The 16,140-nt window shown below is 67.5% G+C and carries 15 protein-coding genes; 12 read left to right on the plus strand and 3 right to left on the minus strand.

The annotated features are described in order from the left end of the window. Positions 1-6 precede the first annotated feature (6 nt). The 12 genes from FHS98_RS14685 (at position 7) to FHS98_RS14740 (ending at position 12,073) form a co-directional block, all read left to right on the plus strand. Positions 7-2,358, plus strand: a complete 2,352-nt coding sequence (locus tag FHS98_RS14685; RefSeq protein ID WP_208402278.1) for a DNA translocase FtsK — start codon at positions 7-9, stop codon at positions 2,356-2,358. Between the two features lie 95 nt (positions 2,359-2,453). Further along, entirely contained in the window at positions 2,454-3,089 is a 636-nt protein-coding gene (locus FHS98_RS14690) for a LolA family protein (RefSeq protein ID WP_167106590.1), read from the plus strand. A 276-nt stretch (positions 3,090-3,365) separates the two neighbouring features. Beyond that, a complete protein-coding gene (locus tag FHS98_RS14695; RefSeq protein WP_167106593.1) occupies positions 3,366-4,160 on the plus strand; it encodes an exodeoxyribonuclease III in 795 nt (264 codons plus the stop codon). Beyond that, the gene (gene ribA, locus FHS98_RS14700; protein ID WP_341786073.1) at positions 4,157-5,230 is read left to right on the plus strand and encodes a GTP cyclohydrolase II; all 1,074 of its coding nucleotides are present in this window, start codon (positions 4,157-4,159) and stop codon (positions 5,228-5,230) included. Before FHS98_RS14695 ends, ribA begins: the two co-directional genes overlap by 4 nt. Next, on the plus strand, positions 5,230-5,727 hold the full coding sequence (locus FHS98_RS14705) for a L,D-transpeptidase family protein (protein WP_425057350.1): 498 nt from the start codon (positions 5,230-5,232) through the stop codon (positions 5,725-5,727). Before ribA ends, FHS98_RS14705 begins: the two co-directional genes overlap by 1 nt. Positions 5,728-5,787: 60 nt before the next feature. Next, positions 5,788-6,021 (plus strand): DUF6489 family protein, encoded by a 234-nt coding sequence (locus FHS98_RS19010; RefSeq protein WP_167106603.1) that lies wholly within the window; start codon positions 5,788-5,790, stop codon positions 6,019-6,021. Then, complete coding sequence (gene mnmE, locus FHS98_RS14715; RefSeq protein ID WP_167106607.1) at positions 6,005-7,294, plus strand: tRNA uridine-5-carboxymethylaminomethyl(34) synthesis GTPase MnmE; 1,290 nt, start codon at positions 6,005-6,007, stop codon at positions 7,292-7,294. The genes FHS98_RS19010 and mnmE overlap by 17 nt, the downstream gene beginning before the upstream one ends. A gap of 28 nt (positions 7,295-7,322) precedes the next feature. Next, positions 7,323-9,113: a tRNA uridine-5-carboxymethylaminomethyl(34) synthesis enzyme MnmG gene (gene mnmG, locus FHS98_RS14720; protein ID WP_167106624.1), complete on the plus strand. Its 1,791-nt coding sequence runs from the start codon at positions 7,323-7,325 to the stop codon at positions 9,111-9,113. Continuing rightward, the gene (gene rsmG / locus FHS98_RS14725) at positions 9,110-9,709 is read left to right on the plus strand and encodes a 16S rRNA (guanine(527)-N(7))-methyltransferase RsmG (RefSeq protein ID WP_167106642.1); all 600 of its coding nucleotides are present in this window, start codon (positions 9,110-9,112) and stop codon (positions 9,707-9,709) included. Before mnmG ends, rsmG begins: the two co-directional genes overlap by 4 nt. After that, positions 9,706-10,491 (plus strand): ParA family protein, encoded by a 786-nt coding sequence (locus FHS98_RS14730; RefSeq protein WP_167106646.1) that lies wholly within the window; start codon positions 9,706-9,708, stop codon positions 10,489-10,491. Before rsmG ends, FHS98_RS14730 begins: the two co-directional genes overlap by 4 nt. Further along, positions 10,488-11,390: a ParB/RepB/Spo0J family partition protein gene (locus FHS98_RS14735; RefSeq protein ID WP_167106650.1), complete on the plus strand. Its 903-nt coding sequence runs from the start codon at positions 10,488-10,490 to the stop codon at positions 11,388-11,390. Before FHS98_RS14730 ends, FHS98_RS14735 begins: the two co-directional genes overlap by 4 nt. Before the next feature lie 20 nt (positions 11,391-11,410). Beyond that, positions 11,411-12,073 (plus strand): GNAT family N-acetyltransferase, encoded by a 663-nt coding sequence (locus FHS98_RS14740; protein ID WP_167106824.1) that lies wholly within the window; start codon positions 11,411-11,413, stop codon positions 12,071-12,073. Here the strand turns inward: FHS98_RS14740 and holA are convergent. The 3 genes from holA to leuS are packed head-to-tail and all read right to left on the minus strand — an operon-like array spanning position 12,070 to position 16,108. Next, positions 12,070-13,092 (minus strand): DNA polymerase III subunit delta, encoded by a 1,023-nt coding sequence (gene holA, locus FHS98_RS14745; RefSeq protein ID WP_167106652.1) that lies wholly within the window; start codon positions 13,090-13,092, stop codon positions 12,070-12,072. The two genes, FHS98_RS14740 and holA, sit on opposite strands and share 4 nt — an antisense overlap. A 2-nt stretch (positions 13,093-13,094) precedes the next feature. Then, positions 13,095-13,604 (minus strand): LPS assembly lipoprotein LptE, encoded by a 510-nt coding sequence (gene lptE, locus FHS98_RS14750; RefSeq protein WP_167106657.1) that lies wholly within the window; start codon positions 13,602-13,604, stop codon positions 13,095-13,097. Then, positions 13,601-16,108: a leucine--tRNA ligase gene (leuS, locus tag FHS98_RS14755; protein ID WP_167106675.1), complete on the minus strand. Its 2,508-nt coding sequence runs from the start codon at positions 16,106-16,108 to the stop codon at positions 13,601-13,603. Before leuS ends, lptE begins: the two co-directional genes overlap by 4 nt. Positions 16,109-16,140 lie beyond the last annotated feature (32 nt).

A 16,140-nucleotide genomic window follows, 5' to 3' on the forward strand; every position in this document is an offset into this window, starting at 1 on the left:
ACGGACATGGCGAGCAACGTGGCGGCGCGGGGGGCGCCCTGGCGCGACAGGCTGGCGCGGGGCCTCGCGCGGAGCGGAGGGGTGGCCGCCGGCGTCGCGCTGATCGCCGTCGCCATACTGATCGTGCTGGCGCTCGTCAGCTACCGGCGCAGCGACCCCGCGATCAACACCGACGCGGGCGGCCCGGCGATGAACTGGCTGGGCCAGCCGGGCGCCTGGGCCGCCGACCTCATCCTCTCCGCCTTCGGGCCGCTCGGCGGCGCATGGGTGCCGATCATCCTGCTCGCCGGCGTGCGGCTGGTGCGGGGGCGCGATTCCGGCCGCTGGGGACGCGCGGCGCTGTTCACCATCCTCGGCCTGTTCCTGGCCGGCACCGCCGCATCGCTGTTCCGCGAGGGCGCCAGCCTCGCGCTGCCGGCAGGATGGGGCGGCATCGCCGGGCTGGTCGGCGCCAAGCTCGTCGATGCGGGCCTCGGCCTGATCCCGGCACCAGGCCTCCTCACGCCGCTGCGCTATAGCATGATGGGCATCGGCGTGATCGCGGGCCTGTGGCTGTGGTTCGTCGCGATCGGTCTCGAAGCCGACGAGCGCGCCTGGTTCATCAAAGCGGGTCGTGCCGGTGCCCGTCCGGCCGCGCGCGTCGCCCGTTCGCGCGGGAAGGGGCGGCAGGACGACGCCTTCTACGACGAGGATGAGGACGAGGAGGCGGATTACGACGTTTATGATACGCCGCCGGTGATCTCGGAGCCGCAGCGCGCGCCGGCCCGCCCGATCATCGCGGATCGGCAGGCGGCGGCCGCCCGGCGCGTCGAGAATGGCCGCCAGGCCTCGCTCGACCTGCGCGACGACTATGTGCTGCCTTCGCTCGATCTGCTCGCGCCGGTCCCGCAGAACAGCGGCCAGACCGTCGACAAGGCTTCGCTGGAGCGCAACGCCCAGTTGCTCGCGACCGTGCTCGAGGATTTCCACGTCAAGGGCCGGATCATCCAGGTCCGCCCCGGCCCGGTCGTCACCATGTACGAGCTGGAGCCCGCGCCCGGCATCAAGGCCTCGCGCGTGATCGCGCTGGCCGACGATATCGCGCGCAACATGTCGGCGCTCTCGGCCCGTGTCGCCACCATCCCCGGCCGCACCGTGATCGGCATCGAACTTCCCAACGCCAAGCGGGAATCGGTGATGCTGTCCGAGCTGATTTCGTCACAGGCGTTCGAAGACGGCGCCGCCCAGCTCCCGATCGTGCTGGGCAAGAACATCTTCGGCGATCCGGTGGTCGCCGATCTCGCGCCGATGCCGCACCTGCTCGTCGCCGGCACCACCGGCTCGGGCAAGTCGGTCGGCCTCAACGCCATGATCGCCTCGCTGCTGTATCGGCTGAATCCGAAGCAGTGCCGGATGATTATGATCGATCCCAAGATGCTCGAACTCAGCATCTACGACGATATCCCCCATCTCCTCTCGCCCGTGGTCACCGAGCCCGCCAAGGCGGTGCGCGCGCTCAAATGGGCGGTGGAGACGATGGAGGAGCGCTATCGCATGATGGCGTCCGTAGGCGTGCGCAGCCTCGCCTCGTTCAACGAGAAGGTGAAGGTCGCCAAGTCCAAGAATCAGCGCCTCGGCCGCCGCGTCCAGACCGGCTACGACGCCGATTCCGGCCATCCGGTCTATGAGGAGGAAGAACTCGACTTCGAGACGCTGCCCCAGATCGTCGTCATCGTCGACGAGCTGGCCGACCTGATGATGACCGCCGGCAAGGAAGTCGAATTCCTCATCCAGCGCCTCGCCCAGAAGGCACGCGCGGCGGGCATCCACCTCATCATGGCGACGCAGCGCCCCTCGGTCGACGTCATCACCGGCGTCATCAAGGCCAATCTGCCGACGCGCATCAGCTTCTCGGTCACCTCCAAGATCGACAGCCGCACCATCCTGGGCGAGCAGGGCGCCGAGCAGCTCCTGGGCAAGGGCGACATGCTCTACATGCCCGGCGGCAAGCAGATCGCCCGTGTCCACGGCCCGTTCGTGTCCGACGAAGAGGTGCGCGCCATCGCCGACCATTGGCGCGGGCAGGGGACGCCCGATTATATCCAGGCCGTCACCGAGGAGCCCGAGGATGGCGGCTTCGCCCTCGACGGCGCGCCGGCCGACGACGATTCCCCCGATGCCGCGCTCTATCGCAAGGCCGTGCAGGTGGTGGCGGAATCGCAAAAGGCCTCGACCAGCTATGTCCAGCGCCAGCTCCGCATCGGCTACAACTCGGCCGCGCGCCTGATCGAGCGGATGGAGAAGGAGGGCAAGGTCGGCGCACCCGATCATGTCGGCCGCCGCGAGGTGCTGATCGATCGCGACGGCCAGCCGGCCTGAGCGACCGCGCGCACGGATCGTTTCACTCCCGCGCAAGTTCAGTGCGCGTTCAAACCCGCCGCGCTAGTCGCGCCATCATGACCCGGAGCCTTCCCATGCGTGTCCTGCCTCTGCTGGCCGCCTTCGCCCTGACCGCGCCCGCCATCGTTCAGGCTGCGGCCCCTTCGCCCGCCGCCGCGGCGCTTTCGCCCGAACTCGCGATGGTGCAGGCGCATCTTCGCGCCGTGACCACCATGACGGCCGACTTCACTCAAACCGACCGCAACGGCGCCACGCTCACCGGCACGCTCCAGATCAAGAAGCCCGGCCGCGTCCGCTTCCAGTATCAGAAAGGCGTGCCCCTGCTCGTCGTCGGCGACGGCAAGGCGCTCATCATGATCGACTATCAGGTGAAACAGGTGTCGCGCTGGCCGATCGGCAACACGCCGCTCGCGCTGCTGCTCGATCCCAACAAAAATATCGCGCGCTACGCCCGGATCGTGCCCTCGGGCGATCCCGAGACGCTGCTCGTCGCCGGACAGGATGCCAAGCATCGCGAATATGGCAGCATCACCGTCGCCTTCCGCCGCTCGGCGGGCGCGCCCGGCGGGCTCCAGCTCGATGGCTGGACGGTTCTCGACGCCCAGAACAACCGCACGACGGTCCGGCTCTCCAATCAGCGCTTCAACGGCCCGGTGGACGACTCGGCCTTCCGCTGGAACGATCCTCGCCCTGTCGGCCCACGCCACTGAGGATGAATGGTGCGTCGACAACGATGCACCGAAACGGGACAGGTTTGCGGCCTGCCCCCCGTTCATCGAAGCGACAGCTAAAAAGGCCTAGATCGTCAGACGCGGTCATGAGGCCTTTCCGGGATTCCCCCTGTTGCCCGGACGGATACGCCTCCTGTCCCGCCTGCGTGACGAACGCCAGGTCGGCCCCCGTTCCATGCCCCCGGAACGGGGGCCTTTCCATTTGTCGCACGGTTCGACTGGCGAAGCGGGATACGACTCATTACATCGCCGACAATGTCTGCCACGATCAAGATCGCATCCTGGAACATCAACTCCGTCCGCGCGCGGATCGACATCGTCCAACGTTTCCTGACCGAGGAGCAGCCCGATGTGCTGTGCCTTCAGGAAACGAAGGTCGCTGACCCGATCTTCCCGCACGCGCCGTTCGAGAGACTGGGCTATGTCCACCGCGTGCTAGCCGGCCAGCCGATGCATCACGGCGTGGCCATCCTCTCGAAGCTGCCGCTCGGCGAGCATGGCCGGCACGACTGGCAGGACAATGGCGAGGCGCGGCACGTCGGCGCGCGGCTGCCCAACGGCATCCGGCTGGAGAATGTCTATGTCCCGGCGGGCGGCGATATCCCCGATCCCGCGCTGAACCCGAAGTTCGGGCAGAAGCTCGCCTTCGTCGAGCGCATGACCCGCTGGTCCGAAGACCTGCGGGAGCCGACGCTGATCGTGGGGGACTTCAACATCGCCCCGCTCGAATCCGACGTATGGAGCCACAGGCAACTCCTCGACGTGGTCAGCCATACGCCCGTCGAGGTGGAGGCGCTGGGCCGGCTTCAGGCTGCGCATGGCTGGGTCGATCTCGGTCGCCATTTCGTGCCGGCTCCGCAACGACTTTACACCTGGTGGAGCTATCGCGCCAAGGATTGGGCCGCCTCCGATCGCGGCCGCCGTCTCGACCATATGTGGGCAAGCCCCGAGGTTGCGAAGACGGCGACGGCCCATCGCGTCCATGAGGATTGCCGGAGCTGGCTCAAGCCGTCCGATCATGTGCCGCTCGTCACCGAGTTCAACTGGTGAGCGGCCCTCGGGAGGTCGCGCGTGGCATCGATGCGCTCCGGCGGGGCTGGCCGGTCATCCTGCACGACGGCGCCGATCACCTCACCTTGCTGCCGATCGAAACCGCCGATGCCGACCGGTTGGCCGCCTTCGCTCCCGATGGCCGCTTCGATGTCCTGCTGTCGCCCGAGCGCGCGGCGACGCTGACCCTCACCAACCAGCGCCCCGCTGCCGACGCCGGCTCCTCGGGTGCCGTGCGTGTGGCGCATGTGCCGTGGCTCGATCTCGATACCGCCACGGCGCTCGCCGATCCGGCTCAGGATCTGTCGACGCCGCTCAAGGGGCCATTCCGCACCCTCGACGCCGGCAATCCCGCGCTGTCCGCCGCGGCCCTGAAGCTCGCACGCCTCGCCGGCCTGCTACCGGCTTTCTTCGTGCGGGAGGGCATTCCTCACGAAGGCACGGCGACGCTCCGGGCTGCCGACGTCACGGATTATGACTCTCCCTCGCATCTGCGGATCGCGTCGCGCGCGCGCCTTCCGGTCGAGGCGAATGAAGGGACCGAGATCGTCGCCTTCCGATCCGCGGAGGAAGCCGTGGAGCATGTCGCGCTGGTGATCGGCGCACCCAACGGCAAGCCGCCGCTCGTCCGCCTCCACAGCGAATGCCTGACGGGAGACGTATTCGGCTCCCTCAAATGCGATTGCGGTCCACAGCTCGACGCGGCGCTACACCGCATCGCGCATGAAGGCTGGGGCGTGCTGCTCTATCTTCGGCAGGAGGGGAGGGGCATCGGGCTCGTCAACAAATTGCGGGCTTATGCCTTGCAGGATCAGGGCTTCGATACGGTCGACGCCAATCTGCGGCTCGGCTTCGCGATCGACGCCCGCGACTTTGGCGTGGCGGCGAAGATGCTGGAGCTGCTCGGCCAGGACCGGGTTCGCCTGCTGACCAACAACCCGGCCAAGGTCGCCGGTCTCTCGGCGGCCGGCATCGAAGTGGTGGAACGCGTCGCCCACCAGATCGCGGCCAATCCTCACAATGAAGCCTATCTCGCGACCAAGCGCGACCGGACCGGGCACGTCCTGTGATCGAACTCGTCGTCGATAGCTCGGCGCGCACCCTCCAGATCGGCAACGCTGTCGTCGCCTGCGCCATCGGCCGCGGCGGCGCGCGTGACGCGGCCGACAAGCGCGAGGGAGACGGCGCCACGCCGCTCGGACGATGGCCGATCCGCGCCGCCCTGCTCCGCCCGGATCGCGGGCTCGTCCCACCGGCGCATCTCCCCTGGCGCTGGCTGCGCAGGGAGGATGGCTGGAGCGACGATCCGCGCGATCCCGCCTATAACCGGCCCGTCCGGCATCCCCACGGCTACTCGGCCGAGCGATTGTGGAGGGAGGACGGCCTGTACGACGCCATCCTGCTCCTCGGCCATAATGACGATCCGCCGGTGGCTGGAATGGGAAGCGCCATCTTCCTGCATCTCCGTGAGGGCGACTCGACCGAAGGCTGCGTCGCTGTTCCACGTGAAACAATGTCGGCGCTTCTCGCCCTGCTCGTGCCCGGATCGATCCTCACGATCCGTTGAGTTGGCTTGTCACCGTTCCTCGGCTACACAGAATCCTGTTTTCGGCGAAGGAGCGCCCCGGTGAAGATTACCGTCGACGTTGACTGCACGCCGGAAGAAGCCCGTCGCTTCATGGGCCTGCCGGATCTCTCCTCCGTCCACGAAGCCTATCTCTCCAAGATGCGCACGGCGATCGATCAGGGCATTACGCCCGACATGCTGCAAGCCATGACGCAGAGCTGGGGGCCGATGGGGGAGGCGGGGCTCGCTATCTGGCGCCAAGTTCTGGATCATATGGGTGGCAACAAGAAATAAGTCCGCGTCCAGCGACACGATCTACGCGCTCTCGAGCGGGCAGCCGCCCGCCGCCATTGCCATCATCCGAATCAGCGGCCCGGAAGCCGGCCTTGTTCTGGAAAGGCTGACCGACGTCCGCCCCGAACCTCGTCGCGCCAGTCTGCGCATGTTGCGCGACGGGTCCGGCGACATTCTCGACCATGCCCTGACCCTGTGGTTTCCCGGCCCGGCGACAGCCACCGGAGAAGATCTCGCGGAATTGCATCTCCACGGCGGCCGGGCGGTGGTGGACGCCGTGCTGTCTGCGCTTCCGGCTCTGGGCCACGGACTGCGCCTCGCCGAGCCGGGGGAGTTCACCCGCCGCGCGCTGCTCAACGGCCAAATGGATCTCAGCGCGGTGGAGGGGCTGGCCGACCTTCTGACGGCGGAAACCGAGCGCCAGCGCAAGGAAGCGCTGCGCCGGGCCGATGGTGCTCTTACACGCCGCCTCGGCGATTGGACCCGCTCGCTCCTCGCCATCGCGGCGAGGATCGAGGCGGAAATCGATTATGACGGCGAAGTCGAACTCGGCTCCGACTCCACGGCATCTCCGATCTCCGCGCTCTCCGCCGACATCGACAAGGCGCTGGCCGTGCCACCGGCGGAGCGGCTTCGCGACGGCCTGCGGGTGGCGATCGTCGGCCCGCCCAATGCCGGCAAGTCCACCTTGTTCAACGCACTCGTCGGCCGCGAGGCGGCAATCGTCTCCGACATTCCCGGTACGACGCGTGATGCGATCGAGCGTCCGCTTTCCATCGCCGGAATGCCCTTCGTGCTGGTCGATACAGCGGGCCTGCGAGAGACGGATGATCCGATCGAGCGCATCGGCGTCGAGCGCGCGCACAACCAGCGCGCCCTGGCCGACATCATCATTGACCTCACAGGAGACATGGCGGCCGGAGACCAACCCATTATTTCCGTGTCGACCAAGGCCGACGTCAGGCCTCCCCGTGAGGACGCGCTCGCCCTGTCCGCCGTGACGGGGGAGGGGCTTGCAACGCTCCATGCGCGTCTCGCCGATATCGGCTCACGTTTGCTGCCCCGGGAAGGCGAAGTGGCTCTCGACCGCCGCTATCGGGAGCGGCTATATGAGGTGCGCGCCGAACTGGACGCAGCCCTCGCAACGAGCGATCCGCTGTTACGCGCCGAGCATATCCGTATCGCCCGCGAACGGATCGATAGCCTGACCGGAGGGGCGGGAATCGAGGATATGCTGGATGCCCTGTTCGGACGGTTTTGCCTCGGCAAATGATGTTTCACGTGGAACAGGACGAATGAGAGTGGCCGCTCGATTTGACATCATCGTGGTGGGCGGAGGCCATGCCGGCTGCGAGGCCGCCGCTGCGGCCGCGCGCGCCGGCTGCTCGGTCCTGCTGCTCGCAATCGATCGTCGGGGCATCGGGGCCATGTCGTGCAATCCGGCCATCGGGGGGGTCGGCAAGGGCCATCTCGTTCGTGAGATCGATGTGTTCGAAGGCCTCATTGCTCCAGCCGCCGACGATGCCGCGATCCATTATCGGATGCTCAATGCGAGCAAGGGAAGTGCCGTCCATGGCCCTCGCGTCCAGGCGGATCGCGGCCTTTTCCGGGCGTCGATTCAGCGCCGACTGGCATCGCTCCAGACCCTCACTATCCTGGAAGGAGAGGTGGTCGGACTGCTTCTGGAGCAGGATCGGATCGCGGGTGTGACTCTGGCGACCGGCGAACATCTTTCCGCCGGACATGTCATTCTCGCGACCGGCACCTTCCTCGGCGGCCGCCTGTTCCGTGGAGAAGAGCGCTTCGAGGGAGGACGGATCGGCGAGCCGGGCGCGCACCGCCTGGCGCAGCAGCTTCGCGATCTTGGTCTTCCCGTCGCACGTCTCAAGACCGGAACGCCACCGCGCCTCGATGGCCGTACGATCGATTGGGCGCGGATGGATCGTCAGGACTCGGACGGAGGCGAGTGGACCCTCTCCGTGGCAGGGAAGCGTGCCAATCCCCAGCTCTTCTGCGGTGTCACCCGCACCACCCTGGCGACGCATGACGTGATCCGTTCGTCGCTCGATCGCTCTCCCTTGTTCAGCGGTGATATCGAGGGGAGAGGGCCGCGCTATTGCCCCTCGATCGAGGACAAGGTGAATCGCTTTGGCGATCGCGATGGGCACCAGATCTTCCTCGAACCCGAGACGCTCGACGGCGCGCTGATCTATCCCAACGGCATTTCCACCTCGCTCCCGACCGACGTGCAGGAACGCTTCGTGCGCACGGTTCCCGGCCTCGAGCAGGCCGTGATCGCCGAGCCGGGTTATGCGGTGGAATATGACTATGTCGATCCTCGTATCCTCTCCACGACGCTGGAAGTGGGGACGATGAAGGGGCTGTATCTGGCGGGCCAGATCAACGGCACCACCGGCTATGAGGAGGCCGCCGCGCAGGGGCTCGTCGCCGGCCTCTCCGCTGTCGCGGGAGCGAGGGGCCGAGAGCCCGTCCGCTTCGATCGCTCGACCAGCTATATCGGCGTCCTGCTTGACGATCTCACCCTGCACGGCGTCACCGAGCCCTATCGCATGTTGACCTCGCGCGCCGAACACCGGCTTCATCTCCGCGCGGATAATGCGGAGGCCCGGCTCGGGGAAACCGCGCTGTCGAGCGGAGCGATACGGGGCGGGAGGGCCGAGGAGCTTCACCGCCGTCTCGACCAGCGGGGCGTCGGGCAAGCCGCGCTCGACCGCTCCCCAGCCATCACCCGGACGGCATTGCTCGCGGAGAATATCGCGCCCGATTTCGCGCGGGAGCATGTTTCCGGCTGGGGTGAACTCCCAGATCCACTCATTCGCGAGTTGCTGAGCGATCATCGCTATGCGCCTTATGTCCGCCGCCAGCGCGCGGAGGCGACACGCATCGCCACCTCGTCGCAGCCGATCCCCGAAGGCTTCGCCTTCGACAGTGTCGCCGGACTGTCGAGCGAGATGGTCGAGCGACTGACCGTGGCCCGCCCCGATACCGTGGCGCAAGCGTCGCGTGTTCGCGGGATCACGCCGGCCGCGCTCACCGCGCTTCTCATCGCCACCCGGCGGGCCGCCGCATGACTTGGGTAACGAGTGTTCCACGTGAAACAGCCGAACTGCTCCATCGCCTCAAGGACGCGGTGATCGCAGAGTCGGAACGGCAGAATCTGGTCTCCGCCGCGACGATTCCGCAGTTCGACGAGCGCCATCTTCTCGATTCGCTCCAGTTGCTGCCGCACCTGCAAGACGGCGTGCTCGTCGACATCGGATCGGGTGGCGGCTTTCCCGGCATGGTCCTCGCCTGCTGCCGGGAAGACCCGATCCATCTCGTCGAACCTCGCGCCAAACGGGCCACTTTCCTCGATGCCACCGCGCAGGCATTGGGAATCGGGCAACGGGTGACCGTCCACGCCAGCAAGATCGAGCGAGTCGCGTTGCCGCCGGTCCGCACGATCACCGCCCGCGCCGTCGCCTCATTGGATGCCTTGTTCGGCATGGCCGCTCATCTGGCCGATGAATCGACACGCTGGGTGCTTCCGAAAGGCCGAAGTGCAGCATCGGAACTGGAAGCCGCGCGACAGACATGGCAGGGTACGTTTCGCCTCGTTCCAAGCATCACGGATTCCGAGGCGGCCATCGTCATAGCCGAGGGCGTTCGACGGAGACGGGCTCGATGATTCGTATCGCGGTTGCGAACCAGAAGGGGGGCGTCGGCAAGACGACCACCGCCATCAATATCGGTACTGCGCTGGCCGCGAGCGGCTGGAAGGTGCTGATCGTGGACCTCGATCCGCAAGGCAATGCGTCGACGGGTCTCGGCATCGATCGTGCCGAACGTACGCGTTCGAGCTATGATCTGCTCGTCGGCGATTGCGATGTCGCAGAGGCCGCCATCGCCACCAAGGTGCCGCGTCTGGATATCGTCGCATCCACGGTGGATCTGTCCGGCGCGGAGATCGAGCTGGTCGATATGGAGCGGCGCGCCCATCGTCTGGACATGGCGCTGGCCGAAGCGCCGCCGGGGCGCTGGGATGTCGTCATCATCGATTGCCCGCCGTCGCTGGGCCTGCTCACCATCAACGCCATGAGCGCGGCCTCGTCGCTGCTCGTGCCGCTCCAGTGCGAGTTTTTCGCGCTCGAAGGCTTGAGCCAATTGCTTCAGACGATCGAGCGGGTGAGGGCGCGCTTCAATCCCGAACTTCAGATCCTGGGTGTCGCCCTGACCATGTACGACCGCCGCAACCGATTGTCCGAACTGGTCGCGCAGGATGTGCGCGCCTGTCTCGGCAAGCTCGTGTTCGAGACCATCATTCCGCGCAACGTCCGCCTGTCGGAGGCGCCCAGCCATGGCGTGCCGGCGCTGATTTACGACCATCGCTGCCTCGGTTCGGAAGCCTATATCGCCCTGGCGCGCGAGCTGATGCAGCGTCTGCCGGCGCCCGCACAGGCGGCCGCATGAGCGAGGGAGCCATTCCCGCGCGCCGCCGGCCCGCCGGGCTCGGCCGCGGCCTCTCGGCCCTGATGGGCGAGGTGGAGCGCGAACAGCCGGTCGGCGCCGATGCCGAACGCAGCGAGGGTGTCCGCCTGCTGCCGGTCGCCGTCATCCGCCCACACCCCGACCAGCCGCGTCGCCATTTCGACGAGGAGAAGCTGGAGGAGCTGGCGCAATCCATCGCCGAGCGCGGCGTGCTGCAACCCATCGTCGTCCGCAAGGTCGGCACCGGATATCAGATCGTGGCGGGCGAACGCCGCTGGCGCGCGTCGCAGCGGGCAAGGCTGCATGAAATCCCGGCACTCGTCCGCGAACTGGACGATACCCAGACCCTCGAAATCGCGATCATCGAGAACATCCAGCGCGCCGATCTCAATGCCATCGAAGAAGCTGAGGCTTATCAAAGGCTTATCGGAGATTTCGGGCATAGCCAGGAGGCGCTGGGCAAACTCGTCCAGAAATCGCGCAGCCATGTCGCGAACCTGCTGCGCCTGCTCGATCTGCCCGCCCCGGTGCGACAGGATGTGGCCAATGGCTCGCTCACCATGGGCCATGCGCGGGCGCTCATCACCGCGCCCGACCCCGAGAAGCTCGCCGCCGACGTCATCAAGCGTGGCCTGTCCGTCCGCGAGACGGAGAAGCTGGCGCGTTCGGTCAAGCCCGCCGGACGTGAGGCGCGGGAACCGAAGAACGGCAAGGCCGCGCCCAATGCCGACATCGCCGCGCTGGAACGCCAGTTGGGCGATCTGCTCGGCCTCGCGGTGAAGATCGGACATGGCGAGGCGGGTGGGACGGTGACGCTGTCCTACTCGACGCTCGATCAGCTCGACATGATCTGCCAGCGACTGAGCGGCGAGCGCATCTGAACGGCGAGGGGGCGCGCGTGATGGATGCCCCCGCTTCCCCCGAAACCCCGCGGGGCACACCGGCCGCCGATCCCCGGCTGCTCCGCATCTGGCTGATGGGCTGGTGCAAGGCGCGGGGCGCTCCTCTCCCGACGGCGGCTTATGGCGGCTGGCACGTTGCCGTCGGTCTGCCCGAGCAAAAGGCGCGGCTGGTGTTCGCCTCCGCCTCCACCGGATTGTCGGAGGCGTCCGAGGCGATCCGGGAACCTCATATCTTCCTGAAAGCCTGCGCTACGGCCGAGAAGATGGCACGGTGCCTGGCGCCGGGCTGGGAGATGCGGCCGCCGGGATATCTGATGGAACAGCCGGTATTGGGCTCAACCTGGGCCGAAGGCGTGTCGCTGCGGCAGGAGGAACCCGGCCTGCTGAAGGCGGAGATCGTTCGGGACGGCGCTCTCGCCGCCTGCGGCACGGTGGTGCTGGTCGACGGCTTTGCGATCTTCGACCGAATCCAGACCGATGAAGCCCATCGTCGACAGGGGCTCGGCCGGAGGATCATGACGCACCTCGGCGCGGCCGCCCACGCAGCCGGAGCACGTCATGGCCTGCTGGTGGCGACGGCGGAGGGAAGGGCGCTGTACGAAGCGATCGGCTGGCGTCTGCACAGCCCCTATTCGACGGCCGTTAGGCCCTCGAAGGCCTAACGCTTGCGCGACGCCGCGCGGGCGATGGCGAAGAATTCCGCATCGGCGCCGATCGCACCGGGGCCAGCGCTTCGCCGCAGCTCGCGATCGAGCAGCGACAGCCGATCGATCGCGCGTGCGATCCGCGCCGCCGGCCAGCGGCCGACATCGCGCGCAATCGCATTCTTCTCCTTCCAGAACAGCATCCGCCCGATGCGATCCGCCGCCTGTGCGGGCGAGATGCCGCGCTCGACCTCGGCCCGTGCCGCAGCCAGCGACATCAGCCTGCGGAGCAGCGCACGGACAAGCGGGATGCCTTCCTGCCCCTCCGCCGCCAGACGCGCCAGTTCGCGCTCCAGCAGGGCTTCCTGACCGCCTATGACGGCATCGACGAAACGGGTGAGATCCGCCTCGCCATTGTCGGCGCCGATCGCGTCGATCATGTCGTGGCTGGCCTCGCGCGGATGCTCGGGCGAAGCATCGGCATAGAGGGCGAGCTTCTCGATCTCGGAGGCGAGGACGGCGCGATCGCCACCCGACGCGTCGGCCAGCCGGCGCGCCAGATCGGCATCGAGCTTCAGCCCCTGTTCGCGCGCCAGCATCGCGGCCAGCCGATCGGCATCGCCACCCTCCGGCGGATAGCTCGCGAACAGCATCGCCGCGCCATCGCCGTCGATGCGCTTGACGATCTTGGCGTCCTTCTTGAGCGCACCGCCGATCAGCACCACCGGATTGCCCGCCGCCGGCGCCTCCAGCAGCGCCTCGATCGCGGGGAGGCAGGCGTCGGTCACGCCCTCGACGCGGATGTGGCGCGCGCCGCCGAACAACGAGACCGAGGCCGCTTCATCGGCGAGAATCGCCGGGTCGGAGGCAAGCCGCCCGGCCTCGATGTCGATGCGCTCGGCATCCGGCCCCAACGCCTTGACCAGCCGCTGGGCCAGCGCGCGCGAGCCGGACTCATCGGGGCCGTAGAGGAGATAGCAGCGGACCAAGGGGTCCGCGATATCCAGCGCGCGCTCGATCGCGGCGCTTTTCGCCATCGTCAGCGCGCCTGATCGCGGTGCGCGAAGGTCGCGACGCGAGCAACGATCTGGTCGGCGAGGTCGTTCACCAGATTTTCGAGCGCGGTCTGCTCGGCGGCGACGGTCGCATAGTCCGAGCTGACCACGTCGATGCCGGTGTTGGAGCCGGCGCTGGCGTCGAGCAGCGTCGTGCCTTCCGCATCCGCGGTCACCAGCCGGAAGCGGGCGCGCAGCGTGCGTCGCTCGCGCGTGACGGTGTTGTCGGAACGGATGCCGAGCCCGGTGAGCTGGTCGCTCAGTTCGACCTCCAGCTTATATTTGGGGGCCGCATTCCCGCTCGCGCCCAGCCGGTCGACCAGCGCATTGCGCATCAGCCAGCCAGCCTGTCCGCCGATCTGGCCGACCTCGACCTGCGCCAGCTTCTCGGCGACCGGGCCGTGCGTGCCGCCCGCATACATCGGGTGCAGTCCACAGCCGGAAAGCGTGCCGAACGCGACCGGCATCAGGGCGAGGGCGGCGAGCCGCTTCATGCGACGAGGTTCACCAGACGGTCGGGCACGACGATCACCTTCTTGGGTTCCTTGCCTTCGAGGAAGGCGATCACCTTCTCCGATCCGCGCGCCATCGCCTCGAGGGTGGCCTTGTCGGCGCCCTTGGGCGCGGTGAGCGTATCACGGAGCTTGCCGTTGATCTGCACCGCGATCGTCACCTCGTCATCGACCAGCAGCGCCGGATCGACCGCCGGCCAGCCGGCTTGCGCGATCAGGCCTTCATGCCCGCGCGCGCTCCATGCCTCTTCGGAAAGGTGCGGGATCATCGGTGCCACGAGCAGCAGCATGGTATCGATCGCCTGCGTCCGCGAGGCGGAGGGAGCGGCCTTCTCCAGCGCGCTCGCCAGCTCGTAGAGCTTGGCCACGGCCTTGTTGAAGGACAGCGCCTCGATATCCTCGGCGACGCCGGCGATGGTCTTGTGGAGCTTGCGATCGAGATCCTTGTCCGCGCCCTCGGCCGGCTCGCGATCGATCGCGAGGCGCCATACGCGCTGGACGAAGCGCCACGCGCCCTCGATGCCGGCTTCGGACCATTCGAGATCGCGCTCGGGCGGGCTGTCCGACAGCATGAACCAGCGCGCCGCGTCCGCCCCGTACTGGTCGAGGATTTCGGTCGGATCGACGGTGTTCTTCTTGGACTTGGACATCTTCTCGACGCGGCCGACCGTCACCGGCTCGCCCGTCTCGACGATCACGCCGTCCTTGATCTCCTCCGGCGAGATCCAGCGGCCATCGGGCGCCTTGTAGGTCTCGTGCGTCACCATGCCCTGCGTGAACAGGCCGGCGAAGGGCTCGGCCACGTCAAGCTTGCCGATGCGCTTGAGCGCCCGCGTCCAGAAACGGGCATAGAGCAGATGCAGGATCGCATGTTCGACACCGCCGATATACTGGCCGACTGGCAGCCACTGCGCGACGGTGTCACGGTCGAAGGCCTTGTCCTTCGGCTGGCTGGCGAAGCGGACGAAATACCAGGACGAGTCCGCGAAGGTGTCGAGCGTGTCCGTCTCGCGACGCGCCTCGCCGCCGCAGGACGGGCAGGCGACATGGCGCCAGGTCGGATGGCGATCGAGCGGGTTGCCGGGAATGTCGAACGACACGTCCTCGGGCAGCACGACGGGAAGCTGGTCCCTGGGCACCGGCACGACGCCGCAGGCCTCGCAATGGATCACCGGGATCGGCGTGCCCCAGTAACGCTGGCGCGAGACGCCCCAGTCGCGCAGGCGCCATACGGTCGTACCCTGGCCCCAGCCCTCGGCCTCGGCGCGCGCGATCGCGGCGGCCTTGCCGTCCTCCACGGTCATGCCGTCGAGGAAACCCGAATGCACGAGCTTGCCGGGGCCGGTGTACGCCTCGTCATGGATCGGGGCGTCGGCTTCCTCAGGGGAGGGGGCGACGACGCGCGTGACAGGCAGAGCGTACTTACGCGCGAAGTCGAGGTCGCGCTGGTCGTGCGCCGGGCAGCCGAAGACGGCGCCGGTGCCATAATCCATCAGCACGAAGTTCGCGACGAAGACGGGCAGCGTCCATGCCGGATCAAAGGGGTGGACGACCGACAGGCCGGTGTCATAGCCCTTCTTCTCGGCCGTCTCGATATCGGCGGTCGCGGTGCCGGTGTGGCGGCACTCCTCGGCGAAAGCGGCCAGCGCGGCGTTGTTCTCTGCGAGCGCGAGCGCCAGCGGATGATCCGCCGCGATCGCCACGAAGCTCGCGCCGTAGAGCGTGTCGGGGCGCGTCGTATAGACCTCGATCGAGGCCGTATCCGCCACCGGTTCGGCGAGCGCGAAATGCATCTTCAGGCCCTTGGATCGACCGATCCAGTTGGCCTGCATCAGTTTCACCTTCTCGGGCCAATGGTCGAGGCCATCCAGCCCGTCCAGCAGCTCGTCGGCGAAGTCGGTGATCTTGAGGAACCACTGCGACAGCTTGCGCCGCTCGACCAGCGCGCCCGAACGCCAGCCACGCCCGTCGATCACCTGCTCGTTGGCGAGCACGGTCATGTCGACCGGATCCCAGTTGACGTCGCTTTCCTTGCGATAGACGAGGCCGGCCTCGAGCATGTCGAGGAACAGCGCCTGCTCATGGCCGTAATAATCGGGTTCGCAGGTCGCCAGCTCGCGGCTCCAGTCGAGCGCGAAGCCGAGGCGCTTCAATTGCGCCTTCATCGCCGCGATGTTGGCGCGGGTCCAGGTGCCGGGATGGACCTTCTTCTCCATCGCCGCATTCTCGGCCGGCATCCCGAAGGCGTCCCACCCCATCGGGTGAAGCACCTCATGCCCCGTCATCCGCTTGTAGCGGGCGAGCACGTCGCCCATCGTATAGTTGCGGACATGGCCCATGTGGATGCGCCCCGACGGATAGGGGAACATCTCCAGCACATAGGCCTTGGGCTTGGGGCTGGCATCGTCGGCGCGGAAGGCCTCCGCCTCGTCCCAGGCCTGTTGCCAGCGCCCGTCGGCGGCGGCGGGGTTGAAGCGGCGGTCCATCGGATGCGACATCGGAAGCGTTATACCCTTGA

The organism is Sphingomonas oligoaromativorans (assembly GCF_011762195.1).
In the GTDB taxonomy this organism is placed as follows: Bacteria; Pseudomonadota; Alphaproteobacteria; order Sphingomonadales; family Sphingomonadaceae; genus Solisphingomonas; species Solisphingomonas oligoaromativorans.

Excerpts from the sequence above, each read along its gene's own strand:
- FHS98_RS14740 (WP_167106824.1), top strand. The coding sequence starts at position 11,411 with ATGGATGCCCCCGCTTCCCCCGAAACCCCGCGGGGCACACCGGCCGCC.
- holA (WP_167106652.1), bottom strand. The coding sequence starts at position 13,092 with ATGGCGAAAAGCGCCGCGATCGAGCGCGCGCTGGATATCGCGGACCCC.
- FHS98_RS14730 (WP_167106646.1), top strand. The coding sequence starts at position 9,706 with ATGATTCGTATCGCGGTTGCGAACCAGAAGGGGGGCGTCGGCAAGACG.
- lptE (WP_167106657.1), bottom strand. The coding sequence starts at position 13,604 with ATGAAGCGGCTCGCCGCCCTCGCCCTGATGCCGGTCGCGTTCGGCACG.
- FHS98_RS14735 (WP_167106650.1), top strand. The coding sequence starts at position 10,488 with ATGAGCGAGGGAGCCATTCCCGCGCGCCGCCGGCCCGCCGGGCTCGGC.
- FHS98_RS14685 (WP_208402278.1), top strand. The coding sequence starts at position 7 with ATGGCGAGCAACGTGGCGGCGCGGGGGGCGCCCTGGCGCGACAGGCTG.
- FHS98_RS14690 (WP_167106590.1), top strand. The coding sequence starts at position 2,454 with ATGCGTGTCCTGCCTCTGCTGGCCGCCTTCGCCCTGACCGCGCCCGCC.
- FHS98_RS14695 (WP_167106593.1), top strand. The coding sequence starts at position 3,366 with ATGTCTGCCACGATCAAGATCGCATCCTGGAACATCAACTCCGTCCGC.
- leuS (WP_167106675.1), bottom strand. The coding sequence starts at position 16,108 with ATGGACCGCCGCTTCAACCCCGCCGCCGCCGACGGGCGCTGGCAACAG.
- rsmG (WP_167106642.1), top strand. The coding sequence starts at position 9,110 with ATGACTTGGGTAACGAGTGTTCCACGTGAAACAGCCGAACTGCTCCAT.